This is a genomic window from Streptomyces sp. NPDC088254, from assembly GCF_044740925.1.
Taxonomy (GTDB): domain Bacteria; phylum Actinomycetota; class Actinomycetes; order Streptomycetales; family Streptomycetaceae; genus Streptomyces.
Map to the genome: position 1 here is coordinate 337,530 of NZ_JBIURQ010000004.1, position 23,242 is coordinate 360,771.

General features: G+C 73.1%; 20 protein-coding genes. 8 read left to right on the forward strand and 12 right to left on the reverse strand.

Translation table 11 applies throughout. The annotated features are described in order from the left end of the window. Position 1: 1 nt before the first annotated feature. Positions 2–1,138: an acyl-CoA dehydrogenase family protein gene (locus ACIOC0_RS14510; protein ID WP_402155347.1), complete on the reverse strand. Its 1,137-nt coding sequence runs from the start codon at positions 1,136–1,138 to the stop codon at positions 2–4. A 5-nt stretch (positions 1,139–1,143) separates the two neighbouring features. Continuing rightward, the gene (locus ACIOC0_RS14515; protein ID WP_402155348.1) at positions 1,144–2,361 is read right to left on the reverse strand and encodes an amidohydrolase family protein; all 1,218 of its coding nucleotides are present in this window, start codon (positions 2,359–2,361) and stop codon (positions 1,144–1,146) included. Positions 2,362–2,582: 221 nt separating this feature from the next. Between ACIOC0_RS14515 and ACIOC0_RS14520 the strand changes: the two genes are divergently transcribed. Beyond that, complete coding sequence (locus ACIOC0_RS14520) at positions 2,583–4,112, forward strand: class I adenylate-forming enzyme family protein (RefSeq protein ID WP_402155349.1); 1,530 nt, start codon at positions 2,583–2,585, stop codon at positions 4,110–4,112. A gap of 22 nt (positions 4,113–4,134) precedes the next feature. Here ACIOC0_RS14520 and ACIOC0_RS14525 read toward each other — a convergent pair whose 3' ends face one another. Next, positions 4,135–4,641, reverse strand: a complete 507-nt coding sequence (locus ACIOC0_RS14525) for an EF-hand domain-containing protein (RefSeq protein ID WP_402155350.1) — start codon at positions 4,639–4,641, stop codon at positions 4,135–4,137. Between the two features lie 182 nt (positions 4,642–4,823). After that, positions 4,824–5,204 (reverse strand): STAS domain-containing protein, encoded by a 381-nt coding sequence (locus ACIOC0_RS14530; protein WP_130442101.1) that lies wholly within the window; start codon positions 5,202–5,204, stop codon positions 4,824–4,826. Between the two features lie 399 nt (positions 5,205–5,603). Between ACIOC0_RS14530 and ACIOC0_RS14535 the strand changes: the two genes are divergently transcribed. Next, positions 5,604–6,170, forward strand: a complete 567-nt coding sequence (locus tag ACIOC0_RS14535) for an RNA polymerase sigma factor (RefSeq protein ID WP_402155515.1) — start codon at positions 5,604–5,606, stop codon at positions 6,168–6,170. Continuing rightward, positions 6,167–7,438, forward strand: coding sequence for a zf-HC2 domain-containing protein (locus ACIOC0_RS14540; protein WP_402155351.1), 1,272 nt, complete (start codon positions 6,167–6,169; stop codon positions 7,436–7,438). The genes ACIOC0_RS14535 and ACIOC0_RS14540 overlap by 4 nt, the downstream gene beginning before the upstream one ends. Before the next feature lie 57 nt (positions 7,439–7,495). Here ACIOC0_RS14540 and purU read toward each other — a convergent pair whose 3' ends face one another. Together purU and ACIOC0_RS14550 are read right to left on the reverse strand one after the other, a co-directional pair. Continuing rightward, positions 7,496–8,380, reverse strand: coding sequence for a formyltetrahydrofolate deformylase (gene purU / locus ACIOC0_RS14545; RefSeq protein WP_130442096.1), 885 nt, complete (start codon positions 8,378–8,380; stop codon positions 7,496–7,498). A 130-nt stretch (positions 8,381–8,510) separates the two neighbouring features. Beyond that, complete coding sequence (locus ACIOC0_RS14550; protein WP_130442094.1) at positions 8,511–8,957, reverse strand: hypothetical protein; 447 nt, start codon at positions 8,955–8,957, stop codon at positions 8,511–8,513. Between the two features lie 174 nt (positions 8,958–9,131). Here ACIOC0_RS14550 and ACIOC0_RS14555 point away from each other — a divergent pair, with 174 nt between their 5' ends. Further along, positions 9,132–10,448, forward strand: coding sequence for an ABC transporter substrate-binding protein (locus ACIOC0_RS14555; protein ID WP_402155352.1), 1,317 nt, complete (start codon positions 9,132–9,134; stop codon positions 10,446–10,448). Between the two features lie 93 nt (positions 10,449–10,541). On the opposite strand, the gene ACIOC0_RS14560 is transcribed toward ACIOC0_RS14555, so the two are convergent. Both ACIOC0_RS14560 and ACIOC0_RS14565 read right to left on the reverse strand, forming a co-directional pair. Next, positions 10,542–12,299, reverse strand: coding sequence for a hypothetical protein (locus tag ACIOC0_RS14560; protein WP_402155353.1), 1,758 nt, complete (start codon positions 12,297–12,299; stop codon positions 10,542–10,544). A gap of 214 nt (positions 12,300–12,513) precedes the next feature. Then, positions 12,514–13,899 (reverse strand): transcriptional regulator, encoded by a 1,386-nt coding sequence (locus ACIOC0_RS14565; RefSeq protein ID WP_352246514.1) that lies wholly within the window; start codon positions 13,897–13,899, stop codon positions 12,514–12,516. A gap of 317 nt (positions 13,900–14,216) precedes the next feature. On the opposite strand from ACIOC0_RS14565, the gene ACIOC0_RS14570 reads away from it, so the two are divergent. The 3 genes from ACIOC0_RS14570 to ACIOC0_RS14580 are packed head-to-tail and all read left to right on the forward strand — an operon-like array spanning position 14,217 to position 17,313. Continuing rightward, the gene (locus ACIOC0_RS14570; RefSeq protein WP_402155354.1) at positions 14,217–14,879 is read left to right on the forward strand and encodes a bifunctional DNA primase/polymerase; all 663 of its coding nucleotides are present in this window, start codon (positions 14,217–14,219) and stop codon (positions 14,877–14,879) included. A gap of 50 nt (positions 14,880–14,929) precedes the next feature. Next, on the forward strand, positions 14,930–15,721 hold the full coding sequence (locus ACIOC0_RS14575; RefSeq protein WP_351091582.1) for an ABC transporter ATP-binding protein: 792 nt from the start codon (positions 14,930–14,932) through the stop codon (positions 15,719–15,721). Continuing rightward, positions 15,697–17,313, forward strand: coding sequence for a transporter (locus ACIOC0_RS14580; RefSeq protein WP_402155516.1), 1,617 nt, complete (start codon positions 15,697–15,699; stop codon positions 17,311–17,313). Before ACIOC0_RS14575 ends, ACIOC0_RS14580 begins: the two co-directional genes overlap by 25 nt. Positions 17,314–17,584: 271 nt before the next feature. On the opposite strand, the gene ACIOC0_RS14585 is transcribed toward ACIOC0_RS14580, so the two are convergent. Then, complete coding sequence (locus ACIOC0_RS14585) at positions 17,585–18,514, reverse strand: alpha/beta fold hydrolase (protein ID WP_402155355.1); 930 nt, start codon at positions 18,512–18,514, stop codon at positions 17,585–17,587. A gap of 513 nt (positions 18,515–19,027) precedes the next feature. Continuing rightward, the gene (locus tag ACIOC0_RS14590; protein WP_351091588.1) at positions 19,028–19,720 is read right to left on the reverse strand and encodes a metal-dependent transcriptional regulator; all 693 of its coding nucleotides are present in this window, start codon (positions 19,718–19,720) and stop codon (positions 19,028–19,030) included. 271 nt (positions 19,721–19,991) lie between these two features. On the opposite strand from ACIOC0_RS14590, the gene ACIOC0_RS14595 reads away from it, so the two are divergent. Further along, positions 19,992–20,747, forward strand: coding sequence for an SIS domain-containing protein (locus ACIOC0_RS14595; protein ID WP_402155356.1), 756 nt, complete (start codon positions 19,992–19,994; stop codon positions 20,745–20,747). 69 nt (positions 20,748–20,816) lie between these two features. Here the strand turns inward: ACIOC0_RS14595 and ACIOC0_RS14600 are convergent, their stop codons facing one another. Continuing rightward, positions 20,817–22,265, reverse strand: coding sequence for a PAS domain-containing protein (locus tag ACIOC0_RS14600; protein ID WP_402155357.1), 1,449 nt, complete (start codon positions 22,263–22,265; stop codon positions 20,817–20,819). Positions 22,266–22,413: 148 nt separating this feature from the next. Then, entirely contained in the window at positions 22,414–22,878 is a 465-nt protein-coding gene (locus ACIOC0_RS14605) for a GNAT family N-acetyltransferase (RefSeq protein ID WP_402155358.1), read from the reverse strand. Between the last annotated feature and the right edge of the window lie 364 nt (positions 22,879–23,242).

A 23,242-nucleotide genomic window follows, 5' to 3' on the forward strand; every position in this document is an offset into this window, starting at 1 on the left:
GTCAGCCTCCCTTCGGCAGACCGAGGATCCGCTCGCCCACGATGTTGCGCTGGATCTGCGAGGTACCGGCCGCGATGGTGTACGAGAGGGAGGAGAGCCGGTCCAGGACCCAGGGCCGCTCCAGGTCGAGGGCGTCGTCGCCGAGGACGTCGGCCGCCGCGTCGTAGAGCTCCTGGCGGGCGTGCGAGTAGCTCAGTTTGAAGACCGAGCCGCCCGTGCCGGGCACGCCGCCGCCCGTGGCCTCCGCCTCGCTCACGTTCCACTGGGTGAGCCGCCACAGGGCCCGCAGCTCGGCGTTGAGCCTGCCGAGCCGCCTCCTGACCGCGGGATCGTCCCAGCGGCCGTTGCGGCGCGCCTCGCGGGCGAGTTCGCCGAGGGTGCGCCGGCAGGCCACCACCTCCCCCGCGAACGCCGTGCCTCGTTCGAAGGACAGCGTCACCATCGTCACCCGCCAGCCGTCGTTCTCCTCCCCCACCCGGTTGGCGACGGGCACGCGCACGTCGTCGAGGAACACCTCCGCGAACTCGGCGGACCCGGCGAGCGTCCGCAGCGGCCGTACGGTGACGCCGGGGGCGTCCATCGGCAGGGCGAGCCAGGTGATGCCCCGGTGCCGGGGGGCCGACGGGTCGGTGCGCACCAGCAGTTCGCACCAGTCGGCGACCTCGGCGTGCGAGGTCCAGATCTTGGATCCGTTCACCACGTAGGCATCGCCGTCGCGTCGCGCGCGGGTGCGCAGCGCCGCGAGGTCGGAGCCGGCGTCGGGCTCGCTGAAGCCCTGGCACCAGACCTCCTCGCCGCGCAGGATCGGCGGCAGCCAGCGCTCCCGCTGGGCCGCGGTGCCCTCGGCGGCGATGGTCGGCCCGGCGTGCAGCAGTCCGACGAAGCCCGCGCCGACGTAGGGCGCGCCCGCCTCCTCCGTCTCCTCCAGGAAGATCAGCCGTACGGTGGGCGAGGCGTCCCAGTGCACGTGCGCGTACCCGGCGTCGTACAGCATGCGCTGCCAGCCGAGGTCGTAGGCCCTGCGGGCCGGCCAGTCGTCCGGGGAGGGCTTCGGGGGCAGCTTGGGGAGCGCCTTGGCCAGCCATTCCCGCAGCCGGGCCCGGAACTCGGCTTCCTGCGGGGTGTCCGCGAGGTCCATCGGCGTCACCCGGAGCGGTCGGGGCGGCGGTCGCGGACGAGGTCCAGGCCGAGCATGCGGATGGCGTTGCCCCGCATCAGCTTGTAGACGGTCTCGTCGTCCAGGCCCTTCACATGGTCGAGGGCGACCTCCTTGGTGTGCGGGAAGGTGGAGTCGACGTGCGGGTAGTCCGTCTCGAAGGTGGCGTTGTCGCGGCCGACGACGTCCAGGGACGTCACTCCGTGCTTGTCGCGGAAGAAGCAGCAGAAGATCTGCCGGTAGTAGTACGTCGACGGCGGCTCGGGGACGATGTCGCGGACCCCGCCCCAGGCGCGGTGCTCCGCCCAGACGTCGTCGGCGCGCTCCAGGGCGTAGGGGATCCAGCCCATCTGACCTTCGGAGTAGGCGAGTTTCAGGGCCGGGAACTTCACCAGGACGCCGCTGAAGAGGAAGTCCATCATCGAGGCCATGGCGTTGTTGAAGCTCAGCGAGGCCTGGACGGCGGGCGGCGCGTCCGGTGAGGCGGCGGGCATCTGGCTGCTGGACCCGATGTGCATGTTGACGACCGTGCCGGTCTCCTGGCACACCGCGAAGAACGGGTCCCAGTAGCCGGAGTGGATGGAGGGCAGGCCCAGGTAGGTGGGGATCTCAGAGAAGGTCACCGCGCGCACGCCGCGCGCGGCGTTGCGCCTGATCTCGGCGACGGCCAGCTCGATGTCCCACAGCGGGATCAGGCACAACGGGATGAGCCGGCCGCCGCTGTCGCCGCACCACTCCTCCACCATCCAGTCGTTGTAGGCGCGCACGCAGGCCAGCGCGACCTCCTTGTCGTGCGCCTCGGCGAAGGTCTGGCCGCAGAAGCGCGGGAAGGTCGGGAAGCAGAGGCTGCCCTCGACGTGGTTGAGGTCCATGTCTGCGAGCCGCGCCTTCGGGTCCCAGCAGCCGCGTCGCATCTCCGCACGCGTGATGCCCTCCAGCGTCATCTCGTCGCGGTCGAAGCCGACGGCGGCGATGTTGCGCTTGTACGGGAACTGGAGGTCCTCGTAGATCCACCAGTCGGTGGGCGGACCGTCGGGGTCCATGGTGATCCGGTACTTGCCGCCCACGTACGCCAGCTCCCCGATCCCGGCGGTGAGGGGCTTGGGGCCGCGGTCGTGGTACTTGCGCGGCAGCCAGGTCTCGAAGAGGTGCGCGGGCTCGATCACGTGGTCGTCGACGCTGATGATGCGGGGCAGTTCGGTCATGGTCCCCTCCGCCTGGCGGACGCGTGCTGAAAGGCCGCAGGTGCCACGGCCGGTTCCGCGGGCCGTGGTCCGGCGGGCGTGGTCCGGCGGACCCGACAATCTGATGGCCCGTCAGATTTGTTCTGCCCAGCAGGCTAGTCCGCGACCCCTGGACCGACAAGGCGGCGAGCCCTACGCTCTGCCCACGATCTGACTGACCGTCAGTTATTGAGGGGGCCGCCGTGACCGACACCGCCCACGCCCTGAGCGCGTCCCGCACCCTGTGGGACCTGCTCGACCGCCGCGCCGCCCTCACCCCCGACCGTCCGGTCCTCCTCCAGGGCGACCGCGCCCTGACCTTCGGCGGGCTGCGCGAGCGCGCCGAACGCGCCGCGGCCGGCCTGTACGACATGGGCGTACGCCCCGGCACGGTCGTCGCCTGGCAGCTCCCCACCCGCCTCGAGACGGCCGTGCTGACCTTCGCGCTGGCCCGGCTGGGCGCCGTGCAGAGCCCGGTCATCCCGTTCTACCGGGACCGCGAGGTCGGCTTCGCGCTGCGCGAGTCCAAGGCGGAGTACTTCGCCGTGCCCGGTGTGTGGCGGGGCTTCGACCACGGCGAGATGGCGCGCCGCCTGGGCGCGAAGGGCGTCTTCGAGGCCTACGACGACCTGCCCGAGGGCGATCCGGCCGTGCTGCCCGCCCCGCCCCGCGACGGCACATCCGTACGCTGGATCTACTGGACCTCGGGGACGACCTCCGACCCCAAGGGCGTGCTGCACACCGACCGTTCGCTGATCGCGGGCGGCTCCTGCCTCGCCCACGCGCTGCGCCTCACCGCCGGCGACGTCGGCTCGATGGCCTTCCCGTACGCGCACATCGCCGGCCCCGACTACACGGTCATGCTGCTGCTGTACGGCTTCCCGGCGGTGATGTTCGAGCAGTTCGCGATGCCGGACGCGCTGGCGGAGTACCGGCGGCACGGGGTGACGGTGGCGGGCGGCTCCACGGCGTTCTACTCGATGTTCCTGGCCGAGCAGCGCAAGCGGCCCGGCGACCCGGTGATCCCCTCGCTGCGGCTGCTCGCGGGCGGGGGCGCGCCCAAGCCGCCGGAGCTGTACCACGCCGTCGTCCGCGAGATGGGCGTCCAGCTCACCCACGGGTACGGGATGACCGAGGTGCCGATGATCACCATGGGCTCGCCCGACGACACCCCGGAGAACCTGGCGACGACGGAGGGACGGCCGCCGAGCGGCATGGAGATACGGATCGCGCCCGACGGGGAGGTGCGGCTGCGCGGGGAGGCGGTCTGCCGGGGCTACCTCGACCCCGCCCAGACGGCCGAGGCCTTCGACGAGGAGGGCTTCCTGCGCACCGGCGACCTGGGGCGGGTGACCGGCAGCGGCCATCTCGTGCTCACCGGCCGGCTGAAGGACGTGATCATCCGCAAGGGGGAGAACGTGTCGGCCAAGGAGATCGAGGACCTGCTGCACACCCACCCGGCCGTGGGCGACGTGGCGGTGATCGGGCTGCCGGACCCCGAACGCGGGGAGCGGGTGTGCGCGGTGGTCGAACCGGCGGCGGACCGGGCGACGGACGCGGGGGCGCTGACCCTGGAGTCAGTGACGGCGCACCTGCGCGCGGAAGGGCTGTCGCCGCACAAGCTGCCCGAGCAACTGGAGGTCGTGGACGCCCTGCCGCGCAACGAGACGCTGCGCAAGGTGCTGAAGTACAAGCTGCGGGAGCGGTTCTCGGCCGCGCCGCCCACGCCGTGAAGAAGGGGCCCTGCGTCCGGGGCTACTCGGGCACCGTGAAGTAGCGGGCGAAGGCCGGGACGACGTCCGTCTCCAGGACACGGCCGTCGGCGTCCGCGTCCAGGGCGGCGGCGACGGCGCGCGCGGCCTGTCCGGGCACGCCCAGGCAGGTCAGCACCCGCACGGTGTCCTCCACGGTGACCGCTCCGTCGGCGCCGGCCACGGCCAGGGCCGCGTGCAGGAACGGGCGGGCGATCTCGCCGAACCGGTCGGGGTTGTCGCGCAGTCGCTTGACCGCGCCGCCGACGAACTCCTCGCGCGTGATGCGCTGGTCGCCGTCGCGGTCCGCCATCCCCGCCATGCCCTGCCAGAACGCCTCGGCGCCGGCGTACAGGGCCTGCCCCTTGTCCGAGCGGGCCGGGGTGTCGAACTCGGTGAGCAGCGCCTGGGCCGCCGCCGCGAAGTCCTCGCGGCTGATGTAGCCGTTGCCGTCCTGGTCGAAGGTGGCGAACCGGCCGGCGATCCTGCGCTCGTACTCGCTGCTGACCATCTCTTCTCGGGCCGCCTTACGTCGTCGCGTGCGGGTGCTTGTCGGCAGGGAGCGTACGACGCCGGCGACGCCCCGGGGGCGGAAAGGCGGCGGTTGTGCCTGAACCGGGGTGAATTCGGGACAAACGTATGGCGTCGACGTGAGGTGACTCACCGTCGGGCGCGAGGACCCTGAGGCGCGCGTCAGGCGGACAGGGGCTCGGTTCCGTCGTCCACGGCCGCCGGGACGTCGCCGTACACGTCGAAGAGGCGGCGCACCCCCAGCGCGCCGAGCACCCGGTTGACGTGGGAGTGCTCCTCGGCTCCGCGCGCCGGAAGGATCAGGCGCAGCCTGCCCCGGCAGGAACGGATGAGGCGGCGGGAGGCGATCAGGACACCGACGCCGCTCGAGTCGCAGAAATGCACCTCGGAGAGGTCGAGGACGAGACTGTGCCGGCCCTCGGCCACTTCGTCGTGCACCCGCTGACGCAGCACCGGTGACGTCACCAGGTCCAGCTCACCGGAAACATGGAGCACGGCCCATCCGCCGCGCTCGACGCCGATCACTTTGAAAGCCACCACCACGCCCTTCAGTCGCCGAAACGGAAGCTGTCCCTTCGCTTCCTCGCAGCGCGGCTGCCCAGCGGCCGTTCCCCGAAACTCCGCACAGAAAACTGCCCAGGAAGAAAAGAGGCCTGATTCAGTCGCTTTCGGTCTCACTTGAACGTACTGCAACAAGATCGTTCGAACTCGATCACGGGCGGAACGGACCGGCCCGGCGGCTGACGCCCCTTTACCACCCCCGGCGCGACGGGGGGCGCACATTGCGACAAAGGGGCGTGCGCCGACCGGTGTGCCGACTACATTCGAGCCGACGGGGGACGCACGCTGGACAAGGACACAGGTCGGCGAGGACGCCGAACGGAGCAGGGGCGAGGGGGTCGCAGGGTGGAAAAGGACACACTGCCCCGCTGGGACCGCACGATGCAGCAGCGACTCGCCCACGGGGAGGCCGCCGCCCTCGGTGAGCTTTATGACCGGTTCGCTTCGCTCGTGCACGGACTCGCCCACCGCGTGCTCGGAGACGAACGGGCCGCCGACGGCATCACCCGCGAGGTCTTCGCCCACGTCTGGGAACACCCCGACGCCTACGACCCCCAGCAGGGCCCCCTGCGCACCTGGGTGGCCTCCCTGACCCACCGCCTCGCCGTGCGGCGGCTGCGCGCCACCGAGACCGAGGCCCTCGGCGACGGCGGCCCCCGCACCGCCGAGCAGCGGGAGGACCTGGAGAACAAGGTCCGGCACGCCTCCGTCGCCGCCCGCGCCGACTACATCGTCCAGTCCATGCCGGCCCCGCTGCGCGCCGCCCTGGAACTGGCCTACTTCCAGCGCCGCGACTACCAACAGACCGCCGCCGACCTCGGCGTCACCGATGACGAGGCCCGCCGCCGCCTCCGCCTCGGCCTGCAACTGCTGTCCACCGCGCACGACGTGACCGCCCCGGACGCAACCGCCCCCGGGGCGCCGCCCGGATACGGGGGCGCGGCATGACCGCCCCGCACGGCGACCGGCACGACGGCACGGACCACGACCCGTACGACGACCCGCGCCACGACCCGGACGGCCCGGCGTCGCCGCCTCCGCCGCTGGAGCACCCGGTGCTGAAGTCGATGCTGGGCGCCTGGGCGCTGGCGGCCTGCTCGGCGGAGGAGACCGCGGCCGTCGAGGAGCACCTCGGCGAGTGCGGGCCCTGCGCCGACGAGGCGCTGCGGCTGCGCGAGGCGGTCGGCCTGCTCCAGCGCCCCGAGAGCCTCGACCTCGACCCCGCCCTGCGCACCCGCGTCCTCGACGCCTGCCTGGACCGGCGCCCGCCCCGCGTCCCGGTGCCCGTCTGGGCGTCGTCGTACGACGCGGAGACCGCGCGCCTGGACGCGCTGCTGCAGGACTTCGGGGACGCCGAGTGGCACGCGCCCGTGCGGCTGCGCTGGTTCCGCGGCGAGGGAGCGACCAGCCGCCGCACGACCGTCGCCGGGGTCATCGCCCATCTGATCGCCGTGGACGGACTGGTCGCCGCCGCGCTCGGCCTGGAGGACCCGCTGCGCTCGGGCGGCGGCCCGGGCCACGACCGCGGGACGGCGGCGGCCGCGAGGGACGACGCGGGCGCCGGCCGCGCGCCGACGGCCGTCCGCACCCCGGCCGCGCGGACCGAGGCCTTCTGGGAGGCCTCGCACTTCCCGCCGACGCGTTCGGTGCGCGGGCCGTGGCGGGAGCAGACCCACGCCGTCGTGCGCACCGTCTCTTTCTCCGGACCGACCCCCGGCGCGCTGCCCGTGTCGTACGGCCACTTCGAACTGCCCATCCGTGACGCACTGCTGGACCGGGCCTTCGAGTGCTGGGTGCACGCCGAGGACATCGCCGACGCCGTCGACTACCCGTACGCCCCGCCCGCACCGCGCCATCTGCACGGCATGATCGATCTCGCGGCGCGGATGCTGCCCAAGGCCCTCGCCGCGCGCCGCCGGGCGGGACTTGCGGCTCCCGGCGCCCGACGGCACCTGGTGAGCGCCGGCAGTCCCGGCCGCAGTCTCCGCCTGGAGATCGAGGGCGAGGGCGGCGGGCAGTGGCTGATCCCGCTGGACTCCCCCGGAGCGGTGGGCTCCGCCGACCACGAGGTGGCCCACGTGGCGCTGGACGACGTGGAGTTCTGCCGGCTGGCGGCGGGTCATGTGCCGCCGGAGGAGGCGGCGGCGGGGCAGTTGGGGGACCGCTCGGCGATCAGGGACGTGCTGTTCGCCGCGGCGAGCCTGAGCCGGATGTAGGACGGGCCGCCCACCGGCCGTCACCGCCGAAGTGAAGGCCGGGCGTTGGGCGGGGCGTCAGGCGAACACCACCGTGCGACGGCCGTTGAGGAGGATGCGCCGCTCCGCGTGCCACTTCACGGCCCGCGCCAGCGCCTGGCACTCCACGTCCCGCCCCACCGCGACCAGCTGGTCCGGGGTCACGTCGTGGCCCACCCGCTCGACCTCCTGCTCGATGATCGGCCCCTCGTCGAGATCGGCCGTCACATAGTGCGCCGTCGCGCCGATGAGCTTCACGCCCCGCGCGTGCGCCTGGTGGTACGGCTTCGCACCCTTGAAGCTCGGCAGGAAGGAGTGGTGGATGTTGATGATCCGCCCGCTCAGCTGCTTGCACAGGTCGTCCGACAGCACCTGCATGTACCGGGCGAGGACGACCAGCTCGACGTTCTCCCCGCGGACGATCTCCAGAAGCTGGGCCTCCGCCTCGGACTTGTTCTCCCGCGTCACCGCGATGTGATGGAAGGGAATGTCGTACGAGGCCACCAGTTCGGCGAAGTCGGTGTGGTTGGACACCACCGCCGCGATCTCCACCGGCAGCGCGCCGATGCGCGCGCGGAACAGCAGGTCGTTCAGACAGTGCCCGAACTTGCTGACCATCAGGACGACGCGCATCTTCTCGTCGGCCCGGTTGATCTTCCAGTCCATGTGGAAGGAGTCGCCGATCGCCGCGAAGCTCGCCCGGAGCTTGTCCACCGTCACCGGCGCCTCCGCCGAGAAGTGGACGCGCATGAAGAACAGTCCCGTGTCATGGTCGCCGAACTGCTGGCTGTCCTCGATGTTGCAGCCGGTCATGAAGAGGTAGCTCGACACGGCGTGCACGATGCCCTGCTTGTCGGGGCAGGACAGGGTGAGGACGTACTGGTCGGCGAGGCTCGCCGAGGCTCGGGTGGACTGCTCACTCATGCAGCACAGGGTCTCACGACGGCCCGCGCGGCCCGGCATCCGTCCGCAGGGCGAGCAGGAAGCACGGGACGGACCGGGTGTTCCGGACGAACCTCGGGTGGACCCGGCAGAACAGACGAACCGGGCAGCGCTATGCCGACCTGGTCAGGATGCGCAGCACCTCGAGCGTGCGCGGGGGCGCGTCCGCGTCCTCGCCGTCGGCCGCCGCCATCCGGACGTGCGCGTCGCGCGCCGCCCGCACCGCCTCCGGCCAGCCGGGGTGGTCGACGTACGCGGAGACCGGCGCGTCCGGCCCGACCTGGTGCATGATCCGCAGCACGCGCAGCACCGCGGTGTCGACGAGCGCCGCCTCCTGGGAGTCACGGAAGATCGTGCCGACGTACTTCTCGGCGGACCAGTTGTCCAGCCAGGTGTCCTCGACCAGGCGGTACACGGCGTCGGTGACGTCACCGTAGCCGTCCACCCCGGCCAGCCAGACGTCCCGCTGGAACACCGGGTCGGAGAGCATGTGCAGCGCGGAGCGCACATTGCTGCGCCAGCGCCACCACGGCATGTCGTTCAGTGGCATGCCGCCCATGGTGGAGGAGCGACGGCCGCGACGGGAAGAGTTCTCCGAACCTTGTTGCACGGTCGTCGATCGTACGTTCTCCGTCCCGCGCGCCTCGCAGGCCCCTGTAATTCACCTCCGCGTCACCAAACGTCGACCAAGGGTCACTCCAGGGTTGGCCGTGTGACGGAATCGTGTGGAGCCATGACCGGCAGGCGACGCACGCGAAGCACCTTCCTCCCCAGGCTCCTCCGCTGCACCGGCTCCACCAGGGCCGCCGTCCTCGCGGCGGGCGCACTGGCGTGCTGTGCGTCGCTCCTCGCCGGCTGCGGGGTCGTCCCCGGTACCACGGGGGGTTCCGGGGACGGCCCGGTCGTCGTCATGACCTGGGCGCCCGAGGGCACCGGCGCGACCAACAAGCCCGGCATGCCCGCCTTCGCCCTCGCCTACGCCCGCTGGGTCAACGCGAACGGCGGCATCGGCGGCCGCAAGCTCACCGTCCTGACCTGCAACGACCACAACACCGCCGTGGACGCGGCGAAGTGCGCCCGGCGGGCCGTCAAGGAGGGGGCGGTGGCCGTCGTCGGCTCCTACAGCCAGCACTCCGACTCCTTCTTCCCGCACCTGGAAGGCGCCGGCATCCCCTACATCGGCGGCTACGGCGTCACCAACGCCGAGTTCACCAGCCCGCTGTCCTACCCGGTCAACGGCGGCCAGCCCGCGCTGCTCGCCGGGCTCGGCAAGGAACTCGCCGGGAACTGCGGTCCGGTCGCGCTGGTCCGCCCCGACACCATCGCGGGCGACGCCCTGCCGCCCATGCTCGACGCCGGCCTGACCACGGGCGGGCACGACTCGGCCGAGGACCAGCGGGCCCCCGAGGACTCCGCCGAGTACTCCGCGCAGGCCGAGAAGGCGCTGAAGGAGGCGACCGGCGACCAGAAGGAGAAGGGCTGCGTGATCCCCGCCCTCGGCGACCGCACCGCCACCTTCATGGACTCCTTCCGCCGCACCCGCGACGACTACGCCGACGTGCGCACCGCCACCGTGCTCGGCAGCGTCGACCAGACGGTCGTCGACTCCACCGGCGGCGCGTCCAGCGCGTTCGAGGGGGCCTACGTCACCGGCTGGTACCCGGTGGCGAGCGATCCGCGCTGGGACGGGATGAAGAAGGTGATCAGCGAGAGCGCCTTCTCCGACACCCGGATCGACGCGGCGGACACCGGCGTGCAGACCACCTGGATCGCGTACGCGGTGCTGCGCACGGCCGTGGAGTCGCTCGGCGACGGCGAGGTGAGCGCCACCACCGTACGGGGCGCCCTGGACGACGGGCTGAGGATCGACACCGGCGAGCTCACGCCGACGCTGCGCTGGCAGTTCAGCGACAAGCTCGCCTCGATCGGCCTTCCGCGCCTGGTCAACGCCCATGTGACCCTGCAGAAGGTGCGGCGGGGCCGGCTGGTCGCGGCGAAGCCCGGCTTCGTGGACGTGACGCGGACGATGGAGAAGGCCGAGGTGGACTGAGGGGCCGCCGAGGTGGGCTGAAGGGCGCTCGCCCCTTGAGCCCGTGGGCGCCGGCAGGCAAGAGCTCCCGCCGGCGTCGCGACCGTCGAGCCGTCAGAGCTGGACGGGCTGGCGCTCCGTCAGGCCGTACTTCCGCGCGATCTCGTTCCACACCTTCGCGGCCCGCGTCTTCTGGGTGCTGGCGGTGCCGCTCGCCTGGTTGCCGGCCTGCGTCTGGGGCGTGCTGCGGGCCTGCCCCTTCTTGCAGTTGCGCTTCTTGTCGCCGGCGACCTGGTCGGCCCAGGCCGCGTAGTGGTCGTCGGCCGACGCCGACGCCTGCCACGCCTTGGTCAGGGCGTCGGTCAGCTCGGCGTGGTTCGGCAGCTGGTCCAGACTCAGGGCGGACAGCTTGGTCACCAGCTGGTTGCGCTGCTGCGCCGCGCCCCGCAGATCGGTGGCCGCCTGCGCCAGATCGGTGCACGCCTTTACGTCGGCCACCGCGCTGATCACCGTGGCCCGGCTGCTGCCGCTGTCCGAGAGCAGCTTGTCCAGCGCGATCGCCTGCTGTTCGGCCCCGTCGGCGGACGCCGAGGCGGAGCCCTCGGTGGCGGGCGCGGACGCGGCGACGGTCTTGTTGTCGTCGCCCTTGTCGCCGCCGTCGCCGCCGGCCCCGAGCAGCGCGCCCGCGCCGACCCCGACGACGGCGATGCCCACGCCGATCGCCGCGATCATCGGCAGCCGCGAGCCGGTACGGCTGTCACGGCCGCGCCCGTGGTCGTCGTCCCGCCGGCCTCGCCGGCCGCCGGAGCCGTCGCCGGGCGGGGTGTAGGACGGCTGGGGGGCGGCGGGGTGGCCGTGCCCGGCGCCCTCGCGCTCGGAGATGCGGGGCATCTGCTGCGTGGAGCCGTCGGCCGGGCCGTCGCCGGCCGGGCCTTCGCGGAAGAGGTTCTCGAACCCGGCGGGCGGCTGTCGGTCCGCGCCGCCCGCGCCCGGACCGTACGGCCCCTGGTCGGTGACGGGCGGAATGTACTGAGTGGCCTCGGCGTCCGGGGAGGCCGCCGCGCGGCCCAGGTAGTGGGTGGACTCCGCCGGCGTCTCGGGCGGCAGCGCGCCGGGACGGACCGGCGGGATGTACTGCGTCGCGCCGTCGTCGCCGGGGCCGGACGGGACGGGCGGTATGTACTGCGTCGCGCCTTCATCGGCGGAGCCCGACGGGACGGGCGGTATGTACTGCGTCGCGCCTTCATCGGCGGAGCCCGACGGGACGGGCGGTATGTACTGCGTCGCGCCGTCGTCGGCCGCAGGGGGCTGCGGGTAGGAGGTGTGGTGATCACCGCCCGGGACCGGGGGCATGTACTGCGTCGCGCCCTCGTCGGCGGAGGCGGGCGGCGGGAAGGAGGCGGGGTGGCCGCCGCCGTGGCCGGACGGGACCGGCGGTATGTACTGCGTCGCCCCCTCGTCGCCGGAGGCGGGCGGAAGTGGGGCTCCGGGCATGCCGTGGCCGTAGGACGGGGCCGGGGCGCCTTCCGGGGGCAGGGGGCCCGCGCCGGCCGGGCGGGGAGCGCCGGCACCGTCGGGGGACTGCTGCGTCCACGCGTCGGGGCTCGCGCCCTGCGGCGCACCCCACTGCTGCTGGTCCGCCGGGAGCGGCCAGCCCTGCCCGGGCTGCTGCTGCTCCGGGCCCCAGGGCTGGCCCCAGGTCTGACCGCCGCCCGGGGCGGACGCCGAGGGCTGCTGCTCGTGCGGGCGGGGTCTGGAATAGGAAGCGTTCGTCATGCCCGGCAGCAGGGGCTCCCCGCCGTCGGAGGGCAGCACGATGCCTTCGTGCGCGGGCCGCGCCGAGGGCTCCTCGCCCTGTCCACTCTGCGTCACCGGGACTCCTACGAATGGGGGACCTTCGTCAATCGTCGGCTCACGCTACCGGGTTCCCCGAATACCGTGCCACGCAGCTCAGGACGTGACGTGCCTCCCAGTGACGTCGGTAACAGAACCGGAGCGCCGTGCGCTGCGTCCGCCGCACACCGCGCGACGAAGGGCCGCTTCCGCTTGTGGCGAGGACCCGTTCACGCCACGGCGCCCCGTCCGTTCAGGCGGCGGTCTGCAGGTCCAGACGTGCTCCGAACTCCCTGACCACCGCCTCCTCCCGGAACGGCTCCAGCCGCTGCTGGAGGTCCTCCAGGTACTCCGCGCCCCGGTTGGAGCGGAGCGTCTCGAGCAGTTCCACGGCCTTCAGGCCGGTCGCGCAGGCCTCCTCGACCTCGCGCTTTTGCACCTGCGCGGTGGCCAACAGCACATAGCCGATGGCCCGGCGGCGGGCCCGGCTCTCCGGATGCCCGGCCAGGGACTGCTCCGCGCAGCGCGCCGCCGCCTCGGCCTGGCCGAGGTCCCGGTGGCAGTGCGCCAACTCGTCGGCCAGGTAGGCCTGGTCGAAGTGCGCGATCCAGGGCGGGTCGTCCCCCGACCCCGGATCGGCCGCGTCCAGCGCCGACACCGCCCGCGCGGACGCCGTCTGGGCCGCCCGTACGTCGCCCATCAGCGCGTGCCCGCGGGCCTCGGCGGCGTGGAACATCGCCTCCGCGCGCGGGGTGACCCGCCCGCGTGCGCCCTCCTGCGCCGCCCTCGCCAGCTGGGCGATCTCCCGCGGGTTCCCGAGCTGCGCGGCGAGGTGGCTCATGGAGGCGGCGAGCACGTAGCCGCCGTAGCCGCGGTCGCCGGCGGCCTGCGCGAGACGCAGGGCCTGGATGTAGTAGCGCTGGGCGAGGCCGGGTTGGCCGGTGTCGACGGCCATGTAGCCGGCCAGCTCCGTCAACCTGGCCACGGCGGCGAAGAGTTCACGCCCGACGGCCTCCCGGTAGGAGCCGGCGAGGAGCCCCGAGACGACGCTGTTGAGGTAGTGCACGACGACCGGGCGCACATGCCCGCTGCCGTACTGGTGGTCGAGGTCGACGAGCGCCTGGGTCGTCGCCCGTACCGCCGCCACGTCGGACAGGCCCACCCGCGGGCCCGCCGTACGCGCCACCTGGGCGTCGGCGGACGAGATCAGCCAGTCCCGGCTGGGCTCGACGAGCGCCGAGGCGGCCACGGACGAACCGGACAGGAAGTCCCGGCGGCCCACGTCGCTGCGCCACAGTTCGCAGACCTGCTCGATGGCGCCCAGCACCGTGGGGGAGAACTGGAGGCCGACGCCGGACGCGAGGTTCTTGCCGTTGGCCATCCCGATCTCGTCGATCGTGACCGTGCGGCCGAGTTTGCGGCCCAGCGCCTCGGCGATGATCGCGGGCGCGCGGCCCCGCGGTTGCTGCCCGCGCAGCCAACGGGCCACGGACGTCTTGTCGTAGCGCAGGTCGAGGCCGTGTTCCGCACCGCACATGTTGACGCGGCGGGCGAGTCCGGCGTTCGAGCACCCCGCCTCCTGGATGAGCGCCTGCAGCCGTTCGTTCGGCTGCCGTGCGACGAGAGGCCTTGCGGCCATGGGCACTACCCCCTGCTGTCTTGGCGGCTCGCGTGCGGCGGCGGCGCCTTACCGCGTTCCGAGTTGACGTCTCTTCCACCGGATGTTTCCGGCCGTGAAGATCGATGCCCCGCTCGCACGGCGAAAATGCGAGGCATGTGAGGATTGCCGGGTGCGGGGCCCTTTCGGATGGAAGCCGACCCCCGAACGTCACTACCCGCTTCCGCGCCCGTTCCTGCCGCGCGCCCCCGCACATGCACCTGTGCGCCCCGAACGGGGGGCCGGTGCTCCTCCCCCGCGCACACGGGCGGGCGTAACCCCTGGTGACGCCCGGAGTTGTGCTCGTCGTGGAAGAGACCATCGCGGGCGCCGAAGCCACCCAGATCCCGAAGCAGCGCGGAGAATCGCTGCTGGAGACCGCAGTTCGCTACGTCGAGGAGCGTCACTGGGAGGTGGTCCCCGGCGTCTGGCTGGAAGCCGTCGACGGGGTGCAGCGCTGTTCCTGCGACGACACCGCGTGTCCGGCGCCCGGCGCGCACCCCGCGCGGCCCGACTGGGCGGCCCAGGCGACGGGCAGCGCGACCGTCGCCCGGCGCATGTGGCAGCAGCAGCCGTCGGCGTCGATCCTGCTTCCCACGGGGCGGACCTTCGACGCGATCTCCGTGCCGGAGACGGCCGGGTTCCTGGCACTGGCGCGCATGGAGCGGATGGAGTCGACGCTGGGGCCGGTGACGCTGACGCCCGACCGGCGGATGCAGTTCTTCGTCCTGCCGGGTACGTCGGCGAAGGTGCCGGGGCTGGTCCGCGCGCTGGGCTGGTCCCCGGCCTCGCTCGATCTCCTCGCGTGGGGCGAGGGTGCGTACGTGGCCGCGCCGCCCACCCGGTTCGGGTCCCGCGGGGCCGTGCAGTGGGCGTGCCGTCCGACGCCGGCGAACCGATGGCTGCCGGACGCGGAGGAGTTGATCTCGCCGCTCGCCTACGCGTGCGGGCGGGAGCGCTGAGGGCGCCTTCGGGTCCACTGAAGTCGGCTGTCACAGCCTAGAGTTCTGGCATGACCTCCGATGCAGTCGTCGCCGGTGCCGCTGTCCGTGTGCGCGGGCTCTGGAAGCGGTTCGGGCAGCAGGTCGCCGTGGCCGGGATCGATCTCGACCTGCCCGCCGGGAAGTTCATCGGGCTGGTCGGCCCCAACGGAGCCGGGAAGACCACCACGCTCTCCATGGTCACCGGGCTGCTGCGGCCCGACCAGGGAAGCGTCGAGGTCGTCGGACACGACGTGTGGCGCGATCCGGTCGAGGTGAAGGCCAGGATCGGCGTGCTGCCCGAGGGACTTCGGCTGTTCGAGCGACTGTCCGGGAGCGAACTGCTCGGCTACAGCGGCCGGTTGCGCGGCCTGCCGGGCGCCGAGGTGGACAAGCGGGCCGGTCAGTTGCTCGACGTCCTCGACCTCGCCGGGGCCCGGCACAAGCTCGTCGTGGACTACTCGACGGGCATGCGGAAGAAGATCGGGCTCGCGGCGGCGCTGCTGCACAACCCCGAAGTGCTCTTCCTGGACGAGCCGTTCGAAGGCGTGGACCCGGTGTCCGCGCAGACCATCCGGGGTGTGCTGGAGCGCTACACCGCCTCCGGCGCGACCGTGGTGTTCTCCTCCCATGTCATGGAACTCGTCGAGTCGCTGTGCGACTGGGTGGCCGTGATGGCGGCGGGACGGATCCGCGCCCACGGCCCGCTGGCGGAGGTGCGCGGCTCTGCCCCCTCGCTCCAGCAGGCGTTCCTCGAACTCGTCGGCGCACACGGCCGGGACGCCGTCGCCGACCTCGACTGGCTGGGCGGCGGCGCCCGGTGACCGGCGTGACCGGCGTCGTCGTACGGCTGAAGCTGTCGCTGGTGCGCAACGGGCTGCGGCAGTCCGGGGGCCGGCGGGCCGTGTACGTCGCCTCCGCGGTCGTCACGCTGCTGTTCGCCGTGCTCCAGTTCGTCGGGCTGGTCGCGCTGCGCGGGCACGCGCACGCGGCGTCGCTCGGGGTGTCGCTGGTGGCCGTGCTGGGGCTCGGCTGGGCGGTGGTGCCGCTGTTCTTCCCCAGCGGCGACGAGACGCTCGACCCGACCCGGCTGGTGATGCTGCCGCTGCGGCCGCGCCCCCTGGTGCGGGCGCTGCTCGCGGCATCCCTGTTGGGCGTCGGGCCGCTGTTCACGGCGTTGACGCTGCTGGGCTCGGCGATCGCCGTGGCGCACGGGGCGGTGGCGTACGGGACGGCCGTGCTCGGCGTCGTACTGGGGCTGCTGGTGTGCGTGGCGCTGGCGCGGGCCGTCGCCGCGGCGAACATCCGGCTGCTGACCAGCCGCAAGGGCCGCGATCTGGCCGTGCTGAGCGGGCTGGTGATCGCGATCGGGGCGCAGGTCGTCAACTTCGGCGCGCAGCGGCTCGGCACGGCCGGGCTCGGGCCGCTCGATCCGGTGGCGCGGGTGCTGGCCTGGGCGCCGCCCGCCTCCGCGATCGGTGCGGTGGACGCGGCGAGCCAGGGCTCGTACGGCGTCGCCGCGGCGCGGCTCGTGGTGACCGCGGGCGCGCTGGCGGCTCTGGTGGCGCTGTGGGCGCGGAGCCTGACCCGGCTGATGACCGCGCCCGACGGCTCCACCCTCCAGGCCGCCGAGCCGTCGGCCGAGGGCCGGCGGTCCGGGCGGGCCCTGGGGGCGCGGCGGCTGCTGCCGGACGGGCGCACCGGCGCGGTCATGGAACGCGGGCTGCGCTACGTCTGGCGCGACCCCAAGACGAAGGCGGCGTGGGTGTCCTCGCTGGCCATCGGGCTGATCGTGCCCGTCTTCAACGCGGTCCAGGGCACCGGCTCGATCTACTTCGCCTGCTTCGCCGCCGGGATGCTCGGCATCCAGATGTACAACCAGTTCGGGCAGGACACGTCCGCGTTCTGGATGATCGCGACGACCGTGTCCTCGACCCGGGACGCGTACGTCGAGCTGCGCGCGCGTGCCCTCGCGCTGCTGGTGATCACCTTGCCGTACGCGACGCTCGTGACCGCCCTGACGACGGCGCTGCTCGGCGACTGGGCGAGGCTGCCCGAGGCGCTCGGGCTGTCGTTCGCGCTGCTGGGCGCGATGCTGGCGACCGGGGCATGGACCTCCGCCCGCTTCCCGTACTCCATCCCCCAGGAGGGCTACAAGAACGTGGCCCCCGGGCAGGCGGGCCTGGCCTGGATCGCCGTCTTCGGCGGCATGGTCGCCGCCGCACTGCTGTGCACCCCGGTCATCGCGCTGACGATCTGGCTGAACGTCAGCGCCGGCGGTGAGGCGTGGACCTGGACCCTGCTGCCGACAGGCGCGGCCTACGGAACGGCGCTCACCCTGCTGGGCCTGCGCTTGGCAGCCCCCCACACGGCGACCCACCTACCGGAGATCCTCACAGCGGTGAGCAAGGGCTGAACCCGGGAACGGGAAGTCGCCACGGGGCCGCCGAAGGCCGCCCCCCCCCACCCCGGTACTCGGGCTCACTTCCGACAAAGGCCAAGCCCAGCCCACCGAGGGGCGCGGGAACTGCGCGACCGGCCCCCCACAACCCGCACCCGCCCACAACCGCCCCGCACCCGGGACCACTTCCGACAAGGGGCACGCCCAGCCAACCCAGGGGCGCGGGAACTGCGCGACCGGCCCCCCACAACCCGCACCGCACCCGCCCACGAGAAGGCCCCCGGCGCTACCGAGCGAGCACCCCTTCCAGGAACGGTTCGATCGCCGACCGCCAGGCCGCCGGCTGGTCATAGTGGACGAGATGCCCCGCGTCGGCGACCTCGGCGTACTCCCCGCGCGGCAGCACCCGCACCATCTCCTGCGCCTCCGCCCGCCCCAGCTCACCGTCGAGCCCGCGCACCACGAGGGCCGGGCACTGCACCTGAGTGAGCTCCTCCCAGTGCGCGTCGAGCACCCACGTCTCACGGGACTTCAGCATCTGCTCGGGCTCGAACACCGGCTCCCAGCCGTCGGCGGACTCGCGCATCACCTCGGCGTAGAACTCGCCCCGCGCCGGATTGGGGCGCTCCACCCAGGGATCGTCCTCGCCGAACCACTTGCGGACGTCGGCGAGGGTGGCGAAGGGAACGGGCCAGGACTTGAACCAGTCGGCCCACTCCCGCTGCGAGGCCGCGCCGAGCGCGGAGGCCCGCATGTCGCAGATGACCACGCCGGCGACGAGATCGGGCCGCTTGGCGGCGAGCTGCCAGGCGGTCAGCGCCCCCATGGCGTGGCCGATGAGGACCGCGGGGGCGAGACCGAGCTGTTCGAGAGCGGCCTCGGCGTCCTCGACATACGCCTCACGGGTGTAGGCGGCGGCCTGCGGGGGCTTCTCGCTCCGGCCGTGACCGCGCTGGTCGAGGGCGATGGCCCGATGCCGTTCGGCCAGCCAGCGGGCGGTGGACGCCCAGTGCGAGGCACGGCCCATCAGACCGTGCAGTAACAGGACGCCGGAGCCCGCCCCCGCCCCCTTGCCCGCGCCTGCCGCGGCCGGCGACTGGGCCGGGATCATGATGTCCGGCGCGTGGTCCGGGGGGTCTCCCTTGGGCGGGTCACCGAACTCCCAGGCGGCCAGGCGTACGCCGTCCGCTCCGGTCACGTCGATGCGTCGCGCCATACGTTCTGGCACCCCCCTAGCTCCGCTGTGCTGCCGCTACCGCTGCCTACCCTCACGCATCACCCTGCGCGCCGTCATTCACTCCGACACTCGCACATTATCGAACTCTTATTCGAGAATTGGTTCTTCCGCGGGCAACACCCCTCGTTCGAGTGACCTCGCTCAAGGATTGATCGCCCCGACCGAGGGGAGATCTTCAGCGGGGGGCGGACCGCTCGGGGAAAACGGTCCGCGGGGAATGACCCTGAGAGCTCGGGGCTCCGGGTCAGAACAGGGGAGGACAGGCCCCGGCGCCACACGGCGCCGGGGCCCTCCTGTCGACTACGGCACACCATCCCGCCCCCCTCACAGGTCATGCCTCACGCGACAGGGTGGCACGCGCGGCGGCGATGCGCTGGGATTCGACACAGGGAATCCCCGATCCGATGACATCCACCCGCGCCTCAACAGCCCCTGTGGTGCCCGGGATTGAAAAGGCCCAGCACTGGCCGAGCACCCGGCGTCGGCGGCGCCTCAGCGCTTGGCGACGAACACGTGGGAGGCGACGTCCGACGCCAGCTCGGCCGCCTCGCCGCCGCTGCCCACGAGGACACCGCCGGCCGACTCCGTCACGCTCACCACCGAGCCGGGCTGCACTCCGGCGCGGCGCAGCGTGTACATCAGCTGCGCGTCCGTCTGGATGGGCTCGCCGATCCGGCGCACGACGACGTTCTTGCCCTCCGTGCCGGGGTCGAGGTCGGCGAGGGACACCATCCCCTCGTCCAGGAACGGGTCGGCGCCGTCCTTCTCGCCCAGCTCCTCGAGCCCCGGGATGGGGTTGCCGTAGGGCGACTCGGTGGGGTGCCGGAGCAGTTCGAGCACACGGCGCTCGACGGCCTCGCTCATCACGTGCTCCCAGCGACAGGCCTCGGCGTGGACCTGCTCCCACTCCAGGCCGATCACGTCGACGAGGAGGCACTCGGCGAGGCGGTGCTTGCGCATCACGCGCGTGGCCAGCCGCCGGCCCTCGTCGGTCAGCTCCAGGTGCCGGTCGCTGGCCACGGAGACCAGGCCGTCGCGCTCCATGCGCGCCACCGTCTGGCTGACGGTCGGCCCGCTCTGGTCGAGCCGCTCGGCGATCCGGGCGCGCATGGGGACCACACCTTCCTCCTCCAGCTCGAGGATGGTGCGGAGATACATCTCCGTGGTGTCGATCAGTCCGGACATACGTGCCCCTCGATTAGCTCTGCCGAAGGCCGGCCGGCTCCGGCGCGTGCGCTGGCCCTGACTTCAATTCTGCCGGATACCACTGACAACCGTGCCGCCCCGCCCGAATGAGCAGCCCCCGAGGGCTGCGCCGTATTGACACCGCACTGGTCCAGACCGCACCGTGATCCGCGACGGCGGACGGGCGCCGACCGCCGTCCACGCGCCTGGCACCTCTCGCATGGCCACGCACCACCTCGCACCCACCCGACACGGCAAGGGGGCCCTTCGGATGAGCGACCGCACGCCCGCCGCACAGTTCTTCGACGCGGCGATCGCGCTGCTCCACCGCGTCCGTGACGAAAACTCGGCGGACATCCAGGCCGCCGGCGCCCTCCTCGCCGACACCGTCGCCTCCGGCGGCCGCCTTTTCGCCTTCGGCGCGGGCCACTCCTCCCTGGCCGCCCAGGACGTCGTCTACCGTGCCGGCGGCCTCGCCCTGATGAACCTGCTCGCCGTCCCGGGCACCGTGGGCGTCGACGTCACCCCCGCCACGCTCGGCTCGGCCCTGGAGCGCGTCGACGGCCTCGCGGCCGCCGTGCTCGACACCTCGCCGGTCCGCGCGGGCGACGCCCTGGTGATCATCTCCCTGTCCGGCCGCAACGCCCTGCCCGTGGAGATGGCCCTCAACGCGCGCGCCCTGGGCGTGAAGGTCATCGGCGTGACCTCTGTGGCGTACACCGAGGAGACGAAGTCCCGGCACGCCTCGGGGACGTTCCTGAAGGACCACTGCGACGTCGTCCTGGACTCGAAGATCGCGGTCGGGGACGCCGAGCTGACCTACGACACCGTCCCGGCGCCCTTCGCGCCCGCCTCCACGGTCGTCACGACAGCCCTGCTCCAGGCCGTCATGGCCACGGCGGCCACGGCCCTGGCCGACCGCGGCGTCGAGCCCCCGCTGCTGCGCTCCGGCAACGTGGACGGCGGCCACGAGTGGAACGGCCGGGTGATGGAGCAGTACCGCGACCGGATCTTCTACCGTCACTGAGCCCGCGCCCCTCGGCAGTCGCCCCGGCAAGACCGGCCGACCGCTCGGGGCCGTGCACAGCCCGACGCGTCAGGCGATCCCGCCCTCGACGCCCCCCGCCGCTCCCTGGGCGCCCGCTTCCGTCGCCGCCGCGAGGTCCAGCGACCCCGCTATGCGCACGGCCACGTCCTCCGCGTACGTCGCGTCGGAGCGTTCGAAGGGGCTGCGGCCCGCGCCCCGGAGGAACGTCACGACGCCCAGGGTGCGCCCTCGGCTGCGCAGCACCGCGCACAGTGCGTGGACGGTGTCCTCGGGCCACTGCCGCGCGCGTGCCCACTCGCGTGCCTCATCCGCCGCCACCGTCCCCGCCGACGCCCGCACCGAGCCGGCCCGCGCCACGCACTGGAGGGCAGGGTGGCCGTCGGCGTAGCGCACGGGCAGCCCCGCGTGGCCGGTGAGCGCGCTCGGGCCGGGCCCGCCCGAGGGAGTGGCCGCGACCTGCACCAGCCGCCGGGCCCCGCTCCCGCCGCCGCTCGCCTCGCCGTCGGCCGCGGGCGGCCCCTCGACGCGGTCGATCACGGCGTGGTCGGCGAACCCGGCGAGCGCGAAGTCGAGGTGCACGGTGGCCGCCTCCGCCGGGTCCTCGCACTCGGCGGCCGCGCGGGACGCCCGGTGCAGCTGGTTGGCGCGGAACCGCAGCAGCGCGGCCTCCTGCTCGCCCAGCTTGGTCTCGGTGACGTCCTGGAACAGCCAGGCCACCCCGAGCGGCACCGGTTCCTCGGTGAGCGGTGACGCCAGCCTCAGGAAGCCGCTCCGCCAGCAGCGCCGCTTCTCGCCGTCCGGTGAGCGCACCCCCACCCACATCTCGGCGGGGGCGGGCGGGGCGCCCTCGGCGAGGACGTGCGTCAGCGCGTTCTCCAGCTCCTCCACGCCCCGCGTGAGCAGTTCGCCCAGCGGGCGGCCCAGGACGGTCGTACGGCCCGTGCCGAGCGCGCGGGCGGCGTGCGCGTTGACGACGGCGGGACGCAGGTCGGCGTCGACGAGGACGACGCCCCAGGACGCGTCCTCGAGCAGCGCCTCGCTGAGCGCGATGGAACGCTCCAGGTCGATCTGCGCGTGCACCTCGCTGAACGCGCAGTAGAGTCCGGCGGGCTTGCCGTCGGTGCCGTGGACGGCGGCGGACTGGGTGCGGACGAGGACCCGGCCGCCGTCCTTGGTCAGCAGCGCGAACTCGTGCACCTGGCGGCCCGGCGCGTGCATCGCGGACGTCAGACGGCTCTCGACCTCCGGGGCGTCCGCCTCCCGGACCGCCCAGCCGGCGAAGCCGCGACGGCCCACGGCCTCCTGCGCGCTCCAGCCGAGGATGCGTTCGGCCTCGCGGTTCCAGTGGGTGACGACCCCGTCGGCGTCGAAGGCGCACAGGGCCGCGTCCATCCCGTCGAGGAGGGCGGCGAGCAGGTCGGAGCCGTCCGGGCCGGGCCGCTCGGGCTCGTCCGGTCCCAACTCGTCGGTGGTCCCACTACGCCGGGAAGCACTCACCTGAACCCCCTGCAGGTTCGCTCACGTGCCCTCATTCAACTTGAACGTGACGCAGCGCACATATGGTTCCCGCAAGTTCGCGGAGGACAAGTTCCTCGGGGAGGAATCGCCGCCGCCGGGAGGAGGGCCGCCACGTCCGCGTCCCGCGCTACCCGGCCAGCCTCAGGTCGACCCACACGTCGCTCTCGCCGTCGAGCGTGTACCGCTCGGTCTCGGCGAACCCGCGCGCCAGCGCGAACCGCAGGCCGTCCTCGTTGGCGGCCAGCACACACGTCTCGACCGCCTCGGTGCCGAGCTCGCGCGCGTGGGCGAGCGCGCGGTCGTAGAGGGCGGCGCCGTAGCCGCGCCGGCGGTACGGGGGCAGCACGCGCGCGATGACGGTGGCCACGGCCTCCTCGACGCCGGCCGCGGGCGGGCGGACGGTCGTGCAGCCGACGAGGACGTCGCCGGCGTAGGCGTTCTCCAGCCGGTAGCGCTCGGCACGCGCGCGTACCTCGTCCAGGGTCAGGGCGGCGGGCGGCACGATCAGATTGTGGACGTGCCGCCACTGCTCGAGCATGGCCTCGCCCTCGACAGGCTCCACGCGCAGGACATCGCTTCGAAGATCGGTCACCCCGGCAGGGAACCGCGCCGCGCCCCGCACGTCAACGCGTTCGGCCACGCCGGGCGGGCGACGGAGGGCGTCGCCGTCGACTTCTCGAAAAAAGACTTGAAGCGGCACCGGGCGCTTTTTAGTGTGGTCGCACCGAGGAAAGGAGGTGGTTCGGAGCATGTATGCACACCGGACGTCGGAGGTGGCTGCGGGCTAGCGGCCCGTCGCCCCGCTTCAGTGCGGTGCCGGACCAGCGCGTGTGAGACGCGCGCAGCCGGCCAGTTCCACGCAGTCACCCGACCCGCGAGTCGCCGGTACGTCCGGCCGGCCCTCCCAAGGGAGGACCAGACTCGCGGGTCGTCTGCGTTCCAGGGGGCGTCGGCCC